Origin of the sequence: Ancylobacter sp., from assembly GCF_965229075.1 — a bacterium.
GTDB lineage: Bacteria > Pseudomonadota > Alphaproteobacteria > Rhizobiales > Xanthobacteraceae > Ancylobacter.
Genome location: NZ_CBDDIO010000002.1, coordinates 2,719,563 through 2,736,210, shown reverse-complemented (window position 1 = coordinate 2,736,210; position 16,648 = coordinate 2,719,563). Strand labels below are relative to the sequence as shown.

The window sequence follows — 16,648 nt, the reverse complement described above, 5'->3', positions numbered from 1 at the left end:
TCGAGCCACGCAGAGCCCCCCGCAACCCGTGGCCTCGGGAGATGCGCCCATGCCTTCCGCACGAACCCAGCGCTGCCAGCTTCTGGCGGCGACGGCGACGTTCGGCCGTGCGCCGGCACCCTCCCCAGCGTTTAAGGAGCGCCCATGTCCCGCGTCGTCGATCCGAGCCCCCACGAAACCTTCATGCGCCGCGCCATCGAGATCAGCCGCGACAAGATGCGGGCGGACGGCTCCGCGCCGTTCGGCTGCGTCATCGTCAAGGACGGGGTGATCGTCGGCGAGGGCGTGAACAACGTCATCAACAACCACGACGCCACCTCGCATGGCGAGGTCGAGGCGATCCGCGACGCCGGGCGGAACCTCAAGACCTGGGATCTCTCGGGCTGCGACCTCTACACCACCTGCGAGCCCTGCGAGATGTGCGTCGCCTCCATGTTCTGGGCGAAGATCCGCAGGCTCTACTACGCCAACACACTGAAGGACTGCGCCGAGATCGGCTTCAAGCTGGAGCCGCTGACGACCATGGTCCGCAGCGATCTGCACGAGCGCACCCTCCCCGCCGAACGCCTGCTCCCCACCGAGGCCCGCGAGGTCCTCGACGAATGGGCGGCCTCGCCCGGCTTCAGCCCGTTCCAGTGAGTGCCGGCCCAATCCCGAACGCCCTTCCCGATGGAGACGACGACATGAACGAGTTCGACGGTCCGATCACCGATTTCCGCGCGCTGCTGCACCCGATGAACCGGCGCCGCCTGCTGCAGGGCGCCAGTGCGCTCGCCGGCGCCGCCGCGCTCGGCGTCACCGCCACCGCGCCGGAACCCGCCTATGCGCAGGACAAGGTGCTGAACCTGCTGTCCTGGCCCGGCCATGCCGACCCGGCGGTGGTGAAGCCTTTCGAGGACAAATACGGCGTCAAGGTCGTCGCGAAGGAATATGTTGGCGGTGAGCCGATGCTGGCGCTGATGAACCAGTCGCCCCCGGGCTCCTTCGACGTGGTGCTGGCCGATGCCGAATATATCCACATGCTCAAAGAGGGCGGCTTCATCGACAAGATGAACCCGGCCGACTACCCGCTCGCCGATTACTGGCCGGAGTTCCAGAAGTTCGAGCCGCACTGGGTCGGTGACGATCTCTATTCGGTGCTGATCCGCTTCGGCTATCTCGGCATCGCCTACCGCACCGACGTATTCTCGGAAGCCGACGTGAAGTCCTACAAGGCGCTGTGGGACCCCAAGATCAAGGGCAAGCTCGGCTTCTTCGACTGGTACCTGCCGACCATGGGCTGCCTCAGCCTCTATGACGGCAACAAGCCGCCCTTCGACATTTCCGACGCCGCCTTCGGCAAGCTGAAGGAGACGCTGTTCTCGCTGAAGCCGCAGACCGCCGGCTTCTATTCCATGGCCGACCAGTTCTCCATGCTGACCAACGGCACCGCCGCCGCCATTCCCGGCGTCGGCGACTGGGTGGTGCTGCTCCTGCAGAAGAACGGCGTGCCGGTTTCCGCCACCGTGCCGGACGAGGGCGGCATCCAGTGGACGGAATCGATGTCCATCGTCTCCTCCTCCACCAAGAAGGACCTCGCCAAGGCCTTCATCCAGTACATGTCCTCGCCCGAGGGACAGGTGCGCTCCTCGATCATGCCGGCCTACTGGGCCTCGATCCCCAACAAGAAGGGCTGGGAACTGCTCAACAAGCAGCACCTCGCCGAGGCCAAGGCGCTGCGCCACACCTTCGACGCTCGCAACGTCATGGACGAGTACAAGGACGGCAAGATCTTCATCCGCAAGACGCCGGTGCAGCAGAGCATCGAGCAGTGGAACGATGTCTGGTCGGAATTCAAGGCGATGTGACCCGCCCCGGCGGGCGGCCGCGCGCCGCCCGCCGGTCTTGCTTTGCCCGGCACGAGCCCCGAAGGCTTCATGAGCGAAACCGTACCTGCCTCCTCGACGCCCCCGCCTGCGACGGTGCCGTCGCGCCGTGCCACCGGCGCACGCTTCGCCCTGTTCTGGGGCGCGCCGCCGGCGCTGTGGCAGGCCGCGTTCTTCCTGGTGCCGCTCGGCTTCCTCGTCGCCATGACCTTCTGGTCGGTGAAGAACTTCCGCCTGACGCCGGATTCGACGCTGGCCAACTGGGTGTTCATCCTCAACGCCAGCTTCTTCCGCAACGCCTATGTCTACACCTTCTGGCTCTCGGTGCTCACCGCCGTCATCGCCAGCGTGGCGGCGTTCCCGGCGGCCTATACGCTGGCCTACAAGGTGAGCCCGGCGGCGCGGCGCTTCATGATCTTCATGCTGGTGGTGCCGTTCTTCACCAGCTATCCCGTGCGCATCTATTCCACCCAGATCTTCTTTAGCCCGCAGGGCATCATCAACACCGTGCTCGTGCCGCTCGGCCTCGGCCCGCTGCACGTGCTGAACACGCCGACCGGCACGGTGGTGGGCTATCTCGTGCTCACCTTGCCGCTCGTGGTGCTGCTGCAGACCTTCGCCCTCGCCAATGTGCCGCGCACCCTCATCGAAGCCGCGCATAATCTCGGCTGCGGCCGCTTTCGCACCATCGCGACGGTGATCATCCCCTCGGCCCGCATCGGGCTCATCGTCGCTGGCACCTTCGCCTTCGTGCTGGCCTTCGGCGACTACGTCGCGCCGACCTATCTCGGCGGCTCCAAGCCGCCCACGCTCAGCATCCTCATCGCCGACCAGGTGAAGTCCGGCAACAACTGGCCGCGCGCCTCCGTGGTCGCGGTGATGATGATCGTGACGCTGATGGTGGTGATGCTGGTGATGATCGGCCTTGCCTATGGCCGGCGGAAAGGCAGGGCATGAGCATGGCCGCGCTCCGCCGCCTCCTGCTGGTCGTCTACACGGCTCTGGTGTTCGCCTTCATCTTCGCGCCCATCGTCTCGACCATCGTGTTCTCGTTCAATGCCGACCGTTTCCCCAGCCTGCCCTGGGGCGGGTTCAGCCTGCAATGGTACGAGGCGATCTTCGCCGACGCGACCATCCAGCGGGGGCTGATGAACAGCCTCGTTGTCGCCGGCGTCACCTGCGTCATCGCCACCTTTCTCGGCTTCTCCGCCGCCTATATCGATTACCGCTACCGCTTCCTCGGCAAGTCGGTCTATCTCGCCCTCGCCGCCCTGCCGCCGACCGTGCCGGTGGTCATTCTCGGCGTGGCGTTGCTCACTTTCGAGGGGCGGGTCGGGCTGTCGGGCACGCTGACAGGCATCATCGTCGGCCATGTCGTGCTCAGCACCCCCTTCGCCATGGCGCTGGTGCGGATGCGGCTCGCCGATCTCGACCCCGATATCGAGCGCGCCGCGTGGAATCTCGGCGCCTCGCCCTGGGCGACCATGTTCGGCGTCATCGTGCCGTTCTGCCTGCCGGCGATCCTCGCAGCGGTGTTTCTCACGGCGGCCGTTTCCTTCGACGAATTCATGATCGCCTGGTTCGTCTCCGGGGTGAACGAGACCCTGCCAGTGCGCGTGCTCGCCATGCTGCAGGGGCAGGTCAGCCCGCGCATCAACGCCATCGGCGCCATCGTCTTCGGCGTCAGCATCACCCTCATCGTGCTCGCCCAATTGCTGCTCGGCCGCTTCTCCGGCCGCGCGGCCCGCCGGAAAGGATGACGCGCATGGCCGCCCCCATGATCGAACTCGACCGCGTCGCCAAGCATTATGGCGGCCAGGCCGCCGTCGCCGACGTCTCCTTCACCATCGACAAGGGCGAGTTCATCGCGCTGATGGGCCCCTCCGGCTGCGGCAAGACCACCACGCTGCGGATGATCGCCGGGCTGGACCAGCCGACCTCAGGCGAAATCCGCCTGTGGGGAAGGCGGCTCAACGAGGACGCCCCCTGGGAGCGCGACGCGCCGCTGGTGTGGCAGAGCTACGCGCTGTTCCCCTTCCTCTCCGTGCGCAAGAACGTCGAATTCGGCCTCAAGCAGCGCCGCCTGCCGGCACCCGAGCGCCGCAAGAAGGCGGAGGAGTGGATGGAGCGGCTCGGCATCGCCGGCTTTGCCGAGCGCGGCATCGACCAGCTTTCCGGCGGCCAGCGCCAGCGCGTGGCCCTCGCCCGCGCGCTCGCCCTCGAACCCGAAATGCTGCTGCTCGACGAGCCGCTCTCCGCCCTCGACCCGCATCTGCGGGTGCGCATGCAGTCGGAACTGGTGCGGCTGCACCGCGAACTCGGCATCACCTTCATCTGCGTCACCCACAGCCATTCCGAGGCCTTCGCCATGGCCGACCGGGTGGTGATCATGAATGAAGGACGCATCCAGCAGATCGGCGCGCCGCGCGAAATCCACCGCCGCGCCGCCAACCGCTTCGTCGCCGAATTCGTCGGCGGCAACAACCTGTTCACCGGCACGGCGCGGTTGGAGGCGAACGGCGCCATCGCGCTCGAAGGCCCGGTGGGCACCGTCCACGCCCCGGCGCCCAGTGAGGGCGGCCCCGTCTCCGGCGCCACCGCGACGCTGGTGGTGCCGGCCGACCGCATCGAACTGGCGAGCGCGGGCACCGGCACCGGCAATGAGGTGGCGGCGCGCGTCGTCACCGTGGAATTCGTCGGCTCGACCGTCACCGTCTTCCTGGAAACCGAGGGCGGCGGCGAACTGCGCGCCCAGCGCTCGCTGCACGAAATCGAGAACACGCCGCTCGCCGTCGGCCAGCCGGTCGTCGCCCGCTGGTCGCCCAGCCAGGGCTTCTTCCTGCCGGGCTGACGCCCCCTTTCCGCGCGAACCTGTGGAGCTTCGCTAATGTCCCTCTTCATCCGCGGCGCCACCGTGCTCGCCATGGGCGGCCCGACCGGCAGTACACCCTTCCTCGGCGATGTCCATGTCGAGGGCGACCGCATCAAGGCCATCGGCCCGGACCTGCCGGTGCCGGAAGGCGCCACGGTCATCGACGGCAGCGGCAAGCTGGTGATGCCCGGGCTCATCAACGCGCACCTGCATTCCGGCGAAGCGCTGTTCAAGAGCCGCTACGACAACCTGCCGCTCGAACTGTGGATGCTCTACGCCTACCCGATCCTCGGCGCCAAGGCGCTGAGCGAGCGCATGATCTATCTGCGCAGCATGGTGGTGGCGATCGAGTCGCTGAAAACCGGCGTCACCTGCCTGACCGACGACATCTTCGAGGCCCCGCGCCAGTCGCTGGCGCAGCTCGGCGCGGCGGTGTCGGCCTATGACGATGCCGGCATCCGCGCCACCGTCTCCGGCCATGTGATGGACCGCGACTTTCTCGATTCCATCCCCTTCTCGCGCGAGCATGTCTCGGCCGAGCTGCAGGCGGAAGTCGCCAAGCTCACCCCGCCGACAACGGATGAGTATCTCGCCTTCGCCAAGGAGGCCTATGCGCAGTTCCATGGCCGCTCCGGGCGCATCCGCTTCATGCTCGCCCCCTCCGCCCCGCAGCGCTGCACGCCGGAGCTGATGCAGGCGGTGAACGCGCTGGCGCTGGAATGGCAGGTACCGTTCCACACCCATATCGTCGAGACCAAGGTGCAGGGCGTCACCGGCCCGGCGATGTATGGCAAGTCGCTGATGCGCTACATGGCCGATCTCGGCCTGATGCATCCCGGCACCACCATCGCCCATTCCATCTGGGTGACGCCTGACGACATCGCGCTTATGGGCGAGGCCGGCGTCTCGGTGGTGCACAACACCATCTCCAACCAGAAGCTCGGCGCCGGCGTCGCCCCGGTGCGCCAGCTGCTCAGCGCCGGGGTCAATGTCGCGCTCGGCTCGGACGGCATCTCCACCAATGACACGCCGCGCATGTTCGACGTGATGCATGCCTGCGGCCTGATCCACAAGGTGACGACGCCCGACTACAGCCAGTGGCTCAGCTCCGCCGAGGTGCTGCACGCCTGCACGCTGGCGGGGGCGAAGAGCGCGCTCATCGGCCATGAGACCGGCTCGCTGGAAGCGGGCAAGAAGGCCGATCTGCTGGTCATCAATCTCGACACGGTGTGCTTCACCCCGCGCCACGACATCCTCAACCACCTCGTCTACAGCGAGAACGGCTCCTCCATCGAGAAGGTGATGGTGAATGGCGAGATCGTGGTCGAAAACGGCCAGCTGACAAGGATCGACGAGAAGGCGCTGCTGGCCGAGCTGCGGTCGCTGATGCCGGCCTTCAATGACTACCATTCCGGCGTCGAGGCGGCGAACCGCGCCTTCGCCCCAGCTTTCGATGCCATCCACCGCCGCTGCAACCAGGTCGATCTCGGCATTCATCGCCTGGTCGGCACCAGCGACATGTGGCCTGCCTGACCCCCGACGGAGCCCCCGCCATGAGCACCCCCACCGTCCGCATCGCCGACATGACCTGGTACGAATTCGCCGACCGGATGAAGGAAGACCCCATCGTCTTCCTGCCCACCGGCTCGGTGGAACAGCACGGCCCGCACCTGCCGCTGCTCACCGATGTGATCCTGCCCGTCAGCGTGGCGGAGGCGGTGGCGGCGGAGGTGGGCGGCATGGTCGCCCCGGCGGTGAGCTATGGCTACAAGTCGCAGCCGAAATCCGGTGGCGGCAACCATTTCCCCGGCACGCTGAGCCTCGACGCCAGCGTGTTCATCGCGCTCGTGCGCAACATCGTCAACGAACTCGTCCGCCACGGCGCGCGCAAGATCGTGCTGTTCGACGGGCATATGGAAAATGCGTGGTTCCTGGTGGAAGCCGCCGATCTCGCGCTGCGCGACCAGGCGATGCTCGGCCGCAGCGACGTGAAGATCGTCAAGCTCGGCTATTGGGACTTCATCAACAAGGCGACCGAGGCCGTGCTGTTTCCCGACGGATTCCCCAGCTGGGAACTCGAACACGCCGCCGTCATGGAAACCTCGATCATGCTGCATGTGCGGCCCGATCTGGTGCGCGACGACAAGATCCCCGACGACCCCGCCGCCGTGTTCCCGCCTTACGACGTGTACCCCTTCGACACCCGCCCGATCCCGCCCACCGGCGTTCTGTCCTCCGCCAAATCCTCCTCGGCGGAAAAGGGCGCGACCGTGCTGGCGCAGGTGGTGCCGGACATCGCGGCAAGCCTGCGCACGGTGTTCGGGCCGGAGTGAGCGGCGCGCGGCTCAACCATCCCCGCGCTCACGCTTCACGCTCTTGGTCACGACATAGCTGAAATAGCGCGCGATCCCGACCTCCTGCTCCAGCAGGCGGTCGATCAGGCGCTGGTAGCTGTCGATGTCGGGCACGACCACGCGCAGCACATAGTCGATGCCGCCGCCGGTGGCATCGCAGGCGATGATGGCGGGCTCGCGCGTCACCGCCTCCTCGAAGCGGCGGAAATCCGCCTGCTGGTGACCGGAAAGGCTGATCTCGACGATGACCGTGGTGCGCGGCTCATCCGCCCCGAGATCGATGATCGCGGTATAGCCCTTGATGATGCCGGCGGTCTCCAACCGGCGCAGCCGCTCCCAGCAGGCGGCTGGGGAGAGATGCACCTGTTCCGCCAGTTTCAGCTTGGTGATGCGCCCGTCGCGGCGCAGCGCCGCGAGAATGCGGTGGTCGATGGCATCGAGCTTCATCTTTTGCGACCGGGGGTGCATAATGTCATGAATACCGTCCCCTAAGAACGAGACAATTCCATGCTGCGTCAAGTCCACCCTGCGGCCGCCCTGCCTGCTGGCGCGGCGATGGGCAAAAGCGTGGACTGGCAGCCCCGGCTCACCAAGACCAAAGGCCAGACCAAGCACGCGGCGCTGACGGAGCGCATCATCGCCGACATCGAGTCCGGCGTGCTCAAGCCCATGGACCGCATGCCGACGCATCGCGACCTCGCCCGCGCGCTCGGCCTGTCGGTGCAGACGGTGAGCCTGAGCTACCGCGAGGCGGAACGGCTCGGCTATCTCTCCGGCGAGATCGGGCGCGGCACCTTTGTCAGGACCCGCGTCACCGAGCGCGCCGGCCGCCTGATGCTGGACCGCAACCCGGATGAGGCGGTCGACCTCTCCATCGTCCGCGGCGTCTACACCAAAGCCCATGAGGAAGCCGCGCGCGCCGTGCTGGCGGCGCTGGCGGAGGCGGATAATGATTCCTTCCTCAGCAGCTGCCGGCCGATCGCCGGCCTCGACCACCACCGCGAGGCGGCGCGGTCCTGGCTGGCGCCGCTCGGCATCGAGGCGGGAATCGAGCGCATCCTCATCACCAACGGCGCGGCCCATGGCCTGTTTCTCGCGCTGAGTTGCATCGTGCGCGCCGGCGATGTGGTGCTGACGGAGAACCTCACCGACCATGGCGTGATCGGCCTCGCCAATGTACTGGGCTTCAGTCTGAAGGGACTCCCCACCGACGCGGAGGGTATTCTCCCGGAGGCGTTCGAGGCGGCGTGCCTCGCCGGCAGCCCGCGCGCTCTGGTGCTGATCCCGACGCTGAACAACCCCACCAGCCATGTGGCCGGCCCGGCCCGGCGCGAGGCCATCGCCGCTATCGCCCGCCGGCACGGCGTGTTCGTGATCGAGGACGAAGTCTACAAGCCGCTGATCGACACGCCCCTGCCCGCCATCAGCCAGATGGTGCCGGACCTCGGCTTCTTCGTCACCAGCTTCACCAAGACCGTGCTGACCGGGCTGCGCGTCGGCTATCTCGTCGTGCCGCCACACTATTCCATCCGTGCCGCCTCGATCCTGCGCGTCACCAGCTGGAGCGGGGCTTATCTGCTTGCCGAGATCGCCAGCCGCTGGGTGGAGGACGGCACGGCGCGGCGCCTGCTCGCCGTGCAGCGCGAGGAAGCGCAGGCCCGTCAGGTGCTGGTGGCGCAGACCCTCGGCCCTTACATCGCTGCCAGCCACCCGCTCTCGCTGTGCGCCTGGCTCGCCGTGCCGCCGCACTGGACGGAGGACGGGCTGGTGCGCTCGCTGGCGGAGCGGCGCGTGGCGGTGACGCCTTCCGACCCCTTCATCGCCGGCAGCAATCATGGCGGCGGCATCCGCATCTGCCTCGGCGGGCATTTCACGTCGGCGACCTTGGCGCAGGCGCTGACCACGGTGCGGCAGACTTTCGAGCAGTTGCCCCCGGTCTTCGACATCGGCGCCATCGGCTGACGATCCGGTCCCGCGCGCGGGCGCGCCGTGGCCGCACATCATTGGATCATTACAATATAATAATTGACATGATTTTTGATGCCTCTCACCATCACAAGCGAGAGGGAATTTCAGTTCATGTCGCAACAAGCCTCAGCCGCCATTCGTTCCGCCGCGCAGGAGCTGCCGGTCGCCTTCGCGGCGATCGAAGCGGCGGCGGAGCGGATCGCCGGCCGCGTGGCGCGCACGCCGCTGATCGCCTCCTCGTCGCTGGCGGCGCTAACGGGACAGCCCGTCCATCTCAAGCTGGAAACCCGCCAGCCCGTCGGCGCTTTCAAGCTGCGCGGTGCCATGAACGCGCTGCTGGCGCTGGACGAGACGGCGCGCCGGCGCGGGCTGGTCACCGCCTCCACCGGCAATCACGGCCGCGCCGTCGCCTATGCCGCGCGCGAGGCCGGCGTGCCGGCGGTGGTGTGCATGTCGGCACTGGTGCCGGCCAACAAGGTCGAGGCGGTGCGGGCGCTCGGCGCCGAGGTGCGGATCGTCGGCCGCTCGCAGGACGACGCGCAGGCCGAGGTGGAGCGTCTGGTCCGCGAACGCGGCCTCACCGCTCTCCCGCCCTTCGACCACCCTGACGTCATCGCCGGCCAGGGCACGATCGGCCTCGAACTGGTCGCAGACCTGCCGGACCTCGCCACGGTTCTGGTGCCGCTGTCGGGCGGCGGCCTCGCCGCCGGCATCGCGCTGGCGGTGAAGACGTTGCGCCCGAACGTTCGCCTCATTGGCGTGTCGATGGAGAAAGGCGCCGCCATGGCGGCCGCGCTGAAGGCCGGCCGGCCGGTCGAGGTGGTGGAGGAGGAAACGCTGGCGGATTCGCTCGGCGGCGGCATCGGCCTCGCCAATCGCTACAGCTTCCCACTCTGCCGCGCCCTGCTCGACGAAGTGGTCCTCGTCGGCGAGGACGAGATTGCCGCCGGCATTCGCCATGCCGCGACGGCCGAGGGCGAAACGGTGGAGGGCGCCGGCGCCGTCGGCATCGCCGCCCTGCGCGCCGGCAAGGTCCACCCGGAAGGGCCGGCCGCCCTCATCCTCTCCGGCGGCAATATCGACCCCGCCCTGCACAGCCGCCTCGTCAACGGAGCGTCCGCATGAGCCGCATGCTCGTCCTCACCGAAACCGATCTCCGCCCGATCGTCCGCCTCGACGCCAGCGCCGTCGACAGCGTCGAGCAGGCCTTCGCCGCGCTCGCCACCAAGCCGGTGGCGATGCCGCCGATCCTGCGTCTCGACATCCCCGAGCATCGCGGCGAAGTCGATGTGAAGACCGCCTATGTCCCCGGCCTCGACGGCTTCGCCATCAAGATCAGCCCCGGCTTCTTCGACAATCCGCTGCTGGGCCTGCCGAGCCTCAACGGGCTGATGATCCTGCTGAGCACCCGCACCGGCCTCGTCGATGCGCTTCTGCTCGACAATGGCTACCTCACCGATGTGCGTACCGCCGCCGCAGGCGCGGTCGCCGCCGGGCATCTCGCGCGCCCTGACTCCGCCGTTGCGGCGATCCTCGGCGCCGGCATGCAGGCACGGCTGCAACTGGAGGCGCTGACGCTGGTGCGCCCGATCCGCGAGGCGCGGATCTGGGCGCGCGATGCCGCCAAGGCCGCCGCCACCGCCCGCGATCTCACGACGCGCCTCGGTTTTTCCGTCACTGCCGTGGAAGACCCGGCAGCAGCGGTGCGCGGCGCCGACATCGTCGTCACCACCACGCCGGCCGAGCGGCCGATCCTGATGGCGGACTGGCTGCAACCCGGCCAGCACATCACCGCCATGGGCGCCGACAGCGAGCACAAGAACGAGATCGACCCCGCCGCCTTCGCCCGCGTCACCTACGTCGCCGACCGGCTGAGCCAGACACGGCGCCTCGGTGAGCTGCACCACGCCATCGCTGCCGGAATTGTCAGCGCAGACAAGAGCTTCGCCGAACTCGGCGAAGTCATCGCCGGCACCGCGACGGGCCGCACACGCCCGGACGAGATCACGCTGGCCGACCTCACCGGCACCGGCGTGCAGGACACCGCTATCGCCAATCTCGCCCTTGCCCGTGCGCGCGACGCCGGTGCGGGGCGCCCCATCGACACCAAGGCCGCAGCCGGAGACATCGCGTGACCGTCACCCTCAACTTCACCCGCGAGGAATATGCCGAGCGCCTCGCCAAGACCCGCGCGGCGATGGGCAAGGCCGGCATCGACCTTCTGGTCGTCACCGACCCCTCCAACATGCACTGGCTCACTGGCTATGATGGATGGTCGTTCTATGTCCACCAGTGCGTTCTCGTGCCGCCGACCGGCGAACCGATCTGGTATGGCCGCAAGCAAGATGCCAATGGCGCGAAGCGCACCGCCTATCTCGGGCACGACAACATCATCGGCTATCCCGACCATTACGTGCAGTCGACCGAGCGCCACCCGATGGACCTGCTCTCGCAGATCATCGCGGATCGCGGCTGGGACAAGGGTTCCATCGCGGTCGAGATGGACAATTACTATTTCTCCGCCGCCGCCTTCGCTTCGCTGCAGAAGCACCTGCCCAATGCCCGCTTCCAGGATGCCAGCGGCCTGGTGAACTGGCAGCGCGCGGTCAAGAGCCCGACCGAACTCGACTACATGCGCAAGGCCGGCCGCATCGTCGAACTGATGCACAAGCGCATCGTCGAGGTGGTCGAGCCCGGCATGCGCAAATGCGACCTCGTGGCCGAAATCTACGATGCCGGCATTCGTGGCACGGCCGAATTCGGCGGCGACTATCCCGCCATCGTACCGCTGCTGCCGTCGGGTGCGGACGCCTCCGCCCCGCATCTCACCTGGGACGACAAGCCGATGCGGTCCGGGGAAGGCACCTTCTTCGAGATCGCGGGCGCCTATAAGCGCTATCACTGCCCGCTCTCGCGCACCGTCTTTCTCGGCACGCCGACACAGGCTTTTCTCGACGCCGAAAAGGCGACGCTGGAAGGCATGGAGGCCGGTCTCGCCGCCGCCCGGCCCGGCAACACCTGCGAGGACATTGCCAACGCCTTCTTCGCGGTGCTGAAGAAATACGGGATCATCAAGGACAACCGCACCGGCTACCCGATCGGGCTCAGCTACCCCCCGGACTGGGGCGAGCGCACCATGAGCCTGCGCCCCGGCGACCGCACCGAATTGAAGCCCGGCATGACCTTCCACTTCATGACCGGCCTGTGGCTGGAGGATATGGGGCTGGAGATCACCGAGAGCATCGCCATCACCGAGGCCGGGCATGAATGCCTGTCCAACGTGCCGCGCCAGCTCTTCGTGAAGGGCTGATGGCCATGCTGACCGCCTCGCCTCGCCCCTCGCCGATCACGCCGACGGTCGATTTCGCCGCGAAAGGCGTGCAGCACGGCCATCTGCGTCTGCCCTACAGCCGCGACGATAGCGCCTGGGGCTCGGTGATGATCCCGATCTGCGTCATCGCCAATGGCGAAGGGCCGACCGCGCTGCTCACCGGCGCCAATCATGGCGACGAATATGAGGGCCCGTCCGCCCTGTTCGAGCTGGCCCGGACCCTGCGGCCGGAGGAGGTGCAGGGCCGCGTCATCCTCGTGCCGGCGCTGAACTACCCCGCCTTTCGCGCCGGCACCCGCACCTCGCCCATCGACCGTGGCAATCTCAACCGCAGCTTTCCCGGCCGGCCGGACGGCACGGTGACGGAGAAGATCGCCGATTACGTCACCCGCCACCTCGTGCCGCTCGCCGATCTGGTGCTCGACTTCCATTCCGGCGGCAGGACGCTGGACTTCCTGCCCTATGCCGCCGCGCACGAACTGGCGGACAAGGCGCAGGAGGCGGCGTGCTTCGCCGCCGTGGCCGCCTTCGCCGCTCCCTATTCGATGAAAATGCTGGAGATCGACGCCGTCGGCATGCTCGACACCACGGTCGAGGACATGGGCAAGGTGTTCGTCACCACCGAACTCGGCGGTGCCGGCACGGCCAGCGCCACCAGCATCGGCATCGCAAGGCGCGGCGTCGCCAACCTGCTGCGGCATGCCGGCATCATGCGGGGCGAGCCGGAACCCGCGCCAACGCGCTGGCTCGACATGCCATCCGCCGACTGCTTCGCCTTCGCCGGGGACGATGGGCTTATCGCCTTCGCGGTCGATCTCGGCGCCCCGGTGCGCAAGGGCGACCTCATCGCCCGCGTCTACCCCATCGGGCGCACGGGCGAGACGCCCGCCGAATACCGCGCCGCCATGGACGGCGTGCTCGCCGCCCGTCACGTGCCGGGCCTGATCAAGGCGGGCGACTGCCTTTCCGTTCTCGCCGTGGTGACGGCGGCCTGATCGAACCGGCCGCCGCGCGGCCCAACACGGACGCCGACACACGGCGCACCGCCTTTCGCTCCAAACCGACCAGAGGAGAAGAAAATGTCGTATCTCAAGCTCGCCGGGCTTTCCGCCCTTGCCCTCGCCGCCGGCCTCTCCACCGCAAGCGCCACCACGCTGAAGGAGGTGAAGGACCAGGGCTATATCCGCGCCGCCACCGCCAATGAGGTGCCCTATTCCTACATGAAGGATGACGGCACCTCGGCCGGTATCGGCCCCGATGTCGCCAATGCCGTGCTCAAGAAGATGGGCATCACCGATGTCACCTGGACGGTGACGCCCTTCGGCACGCTGATCCCCGGCCTGAAGGCCAAGCGTTTCGACTTCGTCGCCGCCGAGCAGAACATCTCGCCCGAGCGCTGCAAGCAGGTGGCCTTCACCGAGCCGAATTCCTCCTATGGCGAGGGGCTGCTGGTGAAGAAGGGCAATCCGAAGAAGCTCACCACCTATGCCGACATCGCCAAGGACCCGTCGCTGAAGGTGGCGGTGGTCTCCGGCGCCAACAATATCGACTTCCTCCGCGCCGTCGGTGTGAAGGACGACCAGGTGATCTTCATCACCGCCAACGCCGACGCGCTCGCCACTGTGCAGAACCGCGCCGACGCCTATGCCGCCACCGAGCTCACCGTCGCCGCGCTCGCCAAGGGGCAGGCCAATGTCGAGCAGGCGGCGCCGTTCACCGACCCGGTCGTCGACGGCAAGCCGGTGCGCAATTACGGCGGCTTCGCCTTCCGCCCCGAGGACAAGGACCTCTATCAGGCCTTCAACGCCGCGCTGGTCGAGTTCCGCACCACCGACGAGTACAAGAAGATCCTCGCCGGCTACGGCCTCTCGCCGGAGAGCATCAAGGCCGCGGCGGACCGCAAGGTCGCCGATCTCTGCGCCGGCAAGTAGACCGCGCCGCCTGAACCCGCGTCCCTCCGCCGGCGGCCTGGCCACGGCGGAGGGCATGCCGTTTCCGCCGCTCACATCGGGAGCTGTCGATGTCGTGGGTCTCCTATCTGCCCTCGCTGGCGCAGGGCGCCTTCGTCACCGCGTGGATCACGCTGGCGGCCATCGCCATCGGCGCGGTGCTGGCTTTTGCCGCCGGCATCGCCCGTGTCGAGGGCGGACGGGCCGTCTCCCTGCTGGCGCTGTGTTACACGGAACTGTTTCGCGGCACCTCGCTGCTGGTGCAACTGTTCTGGTTCTATTACGCGCTGCCGCTGGTCGGCATCAGCTTCGAGCCGGTGGCGACTGGCATATTGGTGCTGGCCCTGCATGTCGGCGCCTATGGTTCGGAAATCGTCCGCGGCGCGCTCGCCTCCGTCTCGGTGCAGCAGCACGAGGCGGCCCGCGCCCTCAATTTCGGACGGCTGCACACGCTCATCCACATCACCCTGCCGCAGGCGCTCATCGAAATGCTGCCGGCCTTCGGCAACCTCGCCATCGAGACGCTGAAGCTGTCGTCGCTGGTCTCCCTGATCTCCATCGCCGACCTGACCTTCCGCGCCCAGTCGATCCGCAACCTCACCCTCGACAGTGCCGGCGTCTACACGCTGACGCTGCTCGGCTATTTCGCCATGTCGCTGGTGCTGATGCTGCTGATGCGGCTCATCGAACGGCTTGCCCGGCGTGGCGCGGCCTTCCCGCGCGCGGCGCATTCGTGAGGGCCCCGGCATGATGTACGGCTACGCCTGGGACACGACGACCCCGCTCACCTATGCGTGGTCGATCCTGCCCATCATCCTCATCGGCCTCACCGTGACGCTGAAAGCGGCGGCGGCCGGCTTCGCCATCGCGCTCGGGCTGGGCCTGGTCTTCGCCATGCTCCGGCGTAGCCGTTTCCGCAGCGTCTCCTGGACCACGGCCTGCATCGTCGAATTCCTGCGCGACACACCTTTGCTGGTGCAGCTGTTCTTCCTCTACTACGTGCTGCCAGAATATGGCGTGACCCTGCCCGCCTTCCTCACCGGAGCGCTAGCGCTGGGGCTGCAATATTCGGCCTACACGTCGGAAGTCTATCGCGGTGGCATCGAGGCGGTGCCGCGCGGCCAGTGGGAAGCCGCCACCGCGCTCAACATGACCCGGATGCAGACCTATCGCGACATTATCGTGCCGCAGATCGTGCCGCGCATCCTGCCGGCCATGGGCAATTACATGGTCGCGATGATCAAGGAGACGCCCGTGCTCTCCGTCATCACCGTGCTCGACATGATGGCGCTGGCCAACATGATCGGCGAGCGGACTTTTGAGTATCTCGTGCCGCTGACCATGGTCGGCCTCATCTTCCTCATCCTGACGCTGATCTGCTCGGCCGGCCTGCACCGGCTGCAGAAAGTGCTCCCCAAGGCAGGAATCCCGCTGCGATGACCGAAAACGCCCCCGCGCCCCTGATCCAGTTCGCCGGCGTGACCAAGCGTTTCGGCGCGCTCACCGTGCTCGACGACTTCAACTTCGAGGTCGCGCCGGGCGAGAAGGTCACGCTCATCGGCCCCTCCGGCTCGGGCAAATCGACCGTGCTGCGCATCCTGATGACGCTGGAGCCGTTCCAGGAGGGCCGCCTCACTCTGGCGGGCAAGGACTATCACGAGCCTCACGGCACCGGCCCGTTCCAGGCGTCGGAACGCCATCTGCACGAAATCCGCAGCCATGTCGGCATGGTGTTCCAGAGCTTCAACCTGTTTCCGCATATGAGCGTGATGCGCAATGTGGCGGAAGCGCCGGTGCGCGTGCTCGGCCTCTCGCGTGCCGAGGCGGAAGCGCGGGCGACGGAGCTGCTGGCGCTGGTAGGGCTCGCGGACAAGAAGGACCATTTCCCCTCCCAGCTCTCCGGCGGCCAGCAGCAGCGCGTCGCCATCGCCCGAGCGCTCGCCATGCGCCCGCGCGTGCTGCTGTTCGACGAGCCGACCTCGGCGCTGGACCCGCAGCTGGTCGGCGAGGTGCTCGCCGTCATCCGCGACCTCGCCCATGAGCACGACCTGACCATGCTGCTGGTGACGCATGAGATGCGCTTCGCCCGCGAGGTCTCGGACCGCGTGTGCTTCTTCGACAAGGGCCGCATCTGCGAGCAGGGCGCGCCGGAGGCGATCTTCACCGCCCCCACCCACCCGCGCACCTGCGAGTTCCTGGCCTCGGTGCTGCGCTAGCAGCCGCGCCCGCCGATAGTTCTTCGGCGGACCGGCAAAGTTCCGGCGGCCTGTCGGCGGTCGCCGGGATGTTCGGAAACCCTCTCGGCCCCC

The 16,648-nt window shown here is 67.6% G+C and carries 17 protein-coding genes; 16 read left to right on the top strand and 1 reads right to left on the bottom strand.

Annotated elements, in window-relative coordinates; translation table 11 throughout:
• The first annotated feature begins 144 nt into the window (after positions 1-144).
• The 7 genes from ACO07Z_RS18870 to ACO07Z_RS18840 all read left to right on the top strand — a co-directional run bounded on the left by ACO07Z_RS18870 (position 145) and on the right by ACO07Z_RS18840 (position 7,070).
• On the top strand, positions 145-639 hold the full coding sequence (locus tag ACO07Z_RS18870) for a nucleoside deaminase (protein WP_421700112.1): 495 nt from the start codon (positions 145-147) through the stop codon (positions 637-639).
• Between the two features lie 44 nt (positions 640-683).
• The gene (locus tag ACO07Z_RS18865) at positions 684-1,847 is read left to right on the top strand and encodes an ABC transporter substrate-binding protein (RefSeq protein ID WP_421700111.1); all 1,164 of its coding nucleotides are present in this window, start codon (positions 684-686) and stop codon (positions 1,845-1,847) included.
• A 69-nt stretch (positions 1,848-1,916) separates the two neighbouring features.
• Positions 1,917-2,822, top strand: a complete 906-nt coding sequence (locus tag ACO07Z_RS18860) for an ABC transporter permease (RefSeq protein ID WP_421700110.1) — start codon at positions 1,917-1,919, stop codon at positions 2,820-2,822.
• Complete coding sequence (locus tag ACO07Z_RS18855; protein ID WP_421700109.1) at positions 2,819-3,625, top strand: ABC transporter permease; 807 nt, start codon at positions 2,819-2,821, stop codon at positions 3,623-3,625. The genes ACO07Z_RS18860 and ACO07Z_RS18855 overlap by 4 nt, the downstream gene beginning before the upstream one ends.
• A gap of 5 nt (positions 3,626-3,630) precedes the next feature.
• Complete coding sequence (locus ACO07Z_RS18850; protein WP_421700108.1) at positions 3,631-4,716, top strand: ABC transporter ATP-binding protein; 1,086 nt, start codon at positions 3,631-3,633, stop codon at positions 4,714-4,716.
• Positions 4,717-4,752: 36 nt separating this feature from the next.
• A complete protein-coding gene (locus ACO07Z_RS18845; RefSeq protein ID WP_421700107.1) occupies positions 4,753-6,270 on the top strand; it encodes an amidohydrolase in 1,518 nt (505 codons plus the stop codon).
• Between the two features lie 20 nt (positions 6,271-6,290).
• On the top strand, positions 6,291-7,070 hold the full coding sequence (locus ACO07Z_RS18840) for a creatininase (protein ID WP_421700106.1): 780 nt from the start codon (positions 6,291-6,293) through the stop codon (positions 7,068-7,070).
• Between the two features lie 12 nt (positions 7,071-7,082).
• Here the strand turns inward: ACO07Z_RS18840 and ACO07Z_RS18835 are convergent, their stop codons facing one another.
• Positions 7,083-7,538, bottom strand: coding sequence for an Lrp/AsnC family transcriptional regulator (locus ACO07Z_RS18835; RefSeq protein WP_421700105.1), 456 nt, complete (start codon positions 7,536-7,538; stop codon positions 7,083-7,085).
• Positions 7,539-7,598: 60 nt separating this feature from the next.
• Here ACO07Z_RS18835 and ACO07Z_RS18830 point away from each other — a divergent pair, with 60 nt between their 5' ends.
• The 9 genes from ACO07Z_RS18830 to ehuA all read left to right on the top strand — a co-directional run bounded on the left by ACO07Z_RS18830 (position 7,599) and on the right by ehuA (position 16,555).
• Positions 7,599-9,053 carry a PLP-dependent aminotransferase family protein gene (locus ACO07Z_RS18830; RefSeq protein WP_421700104.1) on the top strand — a complete coding sequence of 485 codons (1,455 nt, stop codon included), beginning with the start codon at positions 7,599-7,601 and terminating at the stop codon, positions 9,051-9,053.
• Positions 9,054-9,170: 117 nt separating this feature from the next.
• Entirely contained in the window at positions 9,171-10,184 is a 1,014-nt protein-coding gene (gene eutB / locus ACO07Z_RS18825; RefSeq protein ID WP_421700103.1) for a hydroxyectoine utilization dehydratase EutB, read from the top strand.
• On the top strand, positions 10,181-11,194 hold the full coding sequence (eutC, locus tag ACO07Z_RS18820) for an ectoine utilization protein EutC (protein ID WP_421700102.1): 1,014 nt from the start codon (positions 10,181-10,183) through the stop codon (positions 11,192-11,194). The genes eutB and eutC overlap by 4 nt, the downstream gene beginning before the upstream one ends.
• Positions 11,191-12,369, top strand: a complete 1,179-nt coding sequence (gene doeA, locus ACO07Z_RS18815; protein ID WP_421700101.1) for an ectoine hydrolase DoeA — start codon at positions 11,191-11,193, stop codon at positions 12,367-12,369. The genes eutC and doeA overlap by 4 nt, the downstream gene beginning before the upstream one ends.
• 5 nt (positions 12,370-12,374) lie before the next feature.
• Positions 12,375-13,385: a N(2)-acetyl-L-2,4-diaminobutanoate deacetylase DoeB gene (doeB, locus tag ACO07Z_RS18810; protein ID WP_421700843.1), complete on the top strand. Its 1,011-nt coding sequence runs from the start codon at positions 12,375-12,377 to the stop codon at positions 13,383-13,385.
• Between the two features lie 84 nt (positions 13,386-13,469).
• A complete protein-coding gene (gene ehuB, locus ACO07Z_RS18805) occupies positions 13,470-14,321 on the top strand; it encodes an ectoine/hydroxyectoine ABC transporter substrate-binding protein EhuB (protein WP_421700100.1) in 852 nt (283 codons plus the stop codon).
• 89 nt (positions 14,322-14,410) lie between these two features.
• On the top strand, positions 14,411-15,076 hold the full coding sequence (ehuC, locus tag ACO07Z_RS18800) for an ectoine/hydroxyectoine ABC transporter permease subunit EhuC (RefSeq protein ID WP_421700099.1): 666 nt from the start codon (positions 14,411-14,413) through the stop codon (positions 15,074-15,076).
• A 10-nt stretch (positions 15,077-15,086) separates the two neighbouring features.
• Positions 15,087-15,779, top strand: coding sequence for an ectoine/hydroxyectoine ABC transporter permease subunit EhuD (ehuD, locus tag ACO07Z_RS18795; RefSeq protein WP_421700098.1), 693 nt, complete (start codon positions 15,087-15,089; stop codon positions 15,777-15,779).
• Positions 15,776-16,555 carry an ectoine/hydroxyectoine ABC transporter ATP-binding protein EhuA gene (ehuA, locus tag ACO07Z_RS18790; protein ID WP_421700097.1) on the top strand — a complete coding sequence of 260 codons (780 nt, stop codon included), beginning with the start codon at positions 15,776-15,778 and terminating at the stop codon, positions 16,553-16,555. The genes ehuD and ehuA overlap by 4 nt, the downstream gene beginning before the upstream one ends.
• The last annotated feature ends 93 nt before the right edge of the window (positions 16,556-16,648 follow it).

Bases quoted from the DNA above. Each gene is read 5' to 3' on its own strand.
- ACO07Z_RS18830 (WP_421700104.1), top strand. From the start codon at position 7,599: ATGCTGCGTCAAGTCCACCCTGCGGCCGCCCTGCCTGCTGGCGCGGCG.
- ehuB (WP_421700100.1), top strand. From the start codon at position 13,470: ATGTCGTATCTCAAGCTCGCCGGGCTTTCCGCCCTTGCCCTCGCCGCC.
- eutC (WP_421700102.1), top strand. From the start codon at position 10,181: ATGAGCCGCATGCTCGTCCTCACCGAAACCGATCTCCGCCCGATCGTC.
- ehuC (WP_421700099.1), top strand. From the start codon at position 14,411: ATGTCGTGGGTCTCCTATCTGCCCTCGCTGGCGCAGGGCGCCTTCGTC.
- ACO07Z_RS18850 (WP_421700108.1), top strand. From the start codon at position 3,631: ATGGCCGCCCCCATGATCGAACTCGACCGCGTCGCCAAGCATTATGGC.
- eutB (WP_421700103.1), top strand. From the start codon at position 9,171: ATGTCGCAACAAGCCTCAGCCGCCATTCGTTCCGCCGCGCAGGAGCTG.
- ACO07Z_RS18835 (WP_421700105.1), bottom strand. From the start codon at position 7,538: ATGAAGCTCGATGCCATCGACCACCGCATTCTCGCGGCGCTGCGCCGC.
- ehuA (WP_421700097.1), top strand. From the start codon at position 15,776: ATGACCGAAAACGCCCCCGCGCCCCTGATCCAGTTCGCCGGCGTGACC.
- ACO07Z_RS18865 (WP_421700111.1), top strand. From the start codon at position 684: ATGAACGAGTTCGACGGTCCGATCACCGATTTCCGCGCGCTGCTGCAC.
- ACO07Z_RS18855 (WP_421700109.1), top strand. From the start codon at position 2,819: ATGAGCATGGCCGCGCTCCGCCGCCTCCTGCTGGTCGTCTACACGGCT.
- ACO07Z_RS18845 (WP_421700107.1), top strand. From the start codon at position 4,753: ATGTCCCTCTTCATCCGCGGCGCCACCGTGCTCGCCATGGGCGGCCCG.
- ehuD (WP_421700098.1), top strand. From the start codon at position 15,087: ATGATGTACGGCTACGCCTGGGACACGACGACCCCGCTCACCTATGCG.
- ACO07Z_RS18840 (WP_421700106.1), top strand. From the start codon at position 6,291: ATGAGCACCCCCACCGTCCGCATCGCCGACATGACCTGGTACGAATTC.
- ACO07Z_RS18870 (WP_421700112.1), top strand. From the start codon at position 145: ATGTCCCGCGTCGTCGATCCGAGCCCCCACGAAACCTTCATGCGCCGC.
- doeB (WP_421700843.1), top strand. From the start codon at position 12,375: ATGCTGACCGCCTCGCCTCGCCCCTCGCCGATCACGCCGACGGTCGAT.
- ACO07Z_RS18860 (WP_421700110.1), top strand. From the start codon at position 1,917: ATGAGCGAAACCGTACCTGCCTCCTCGACGCCCCCGCCTGCGACGGTG.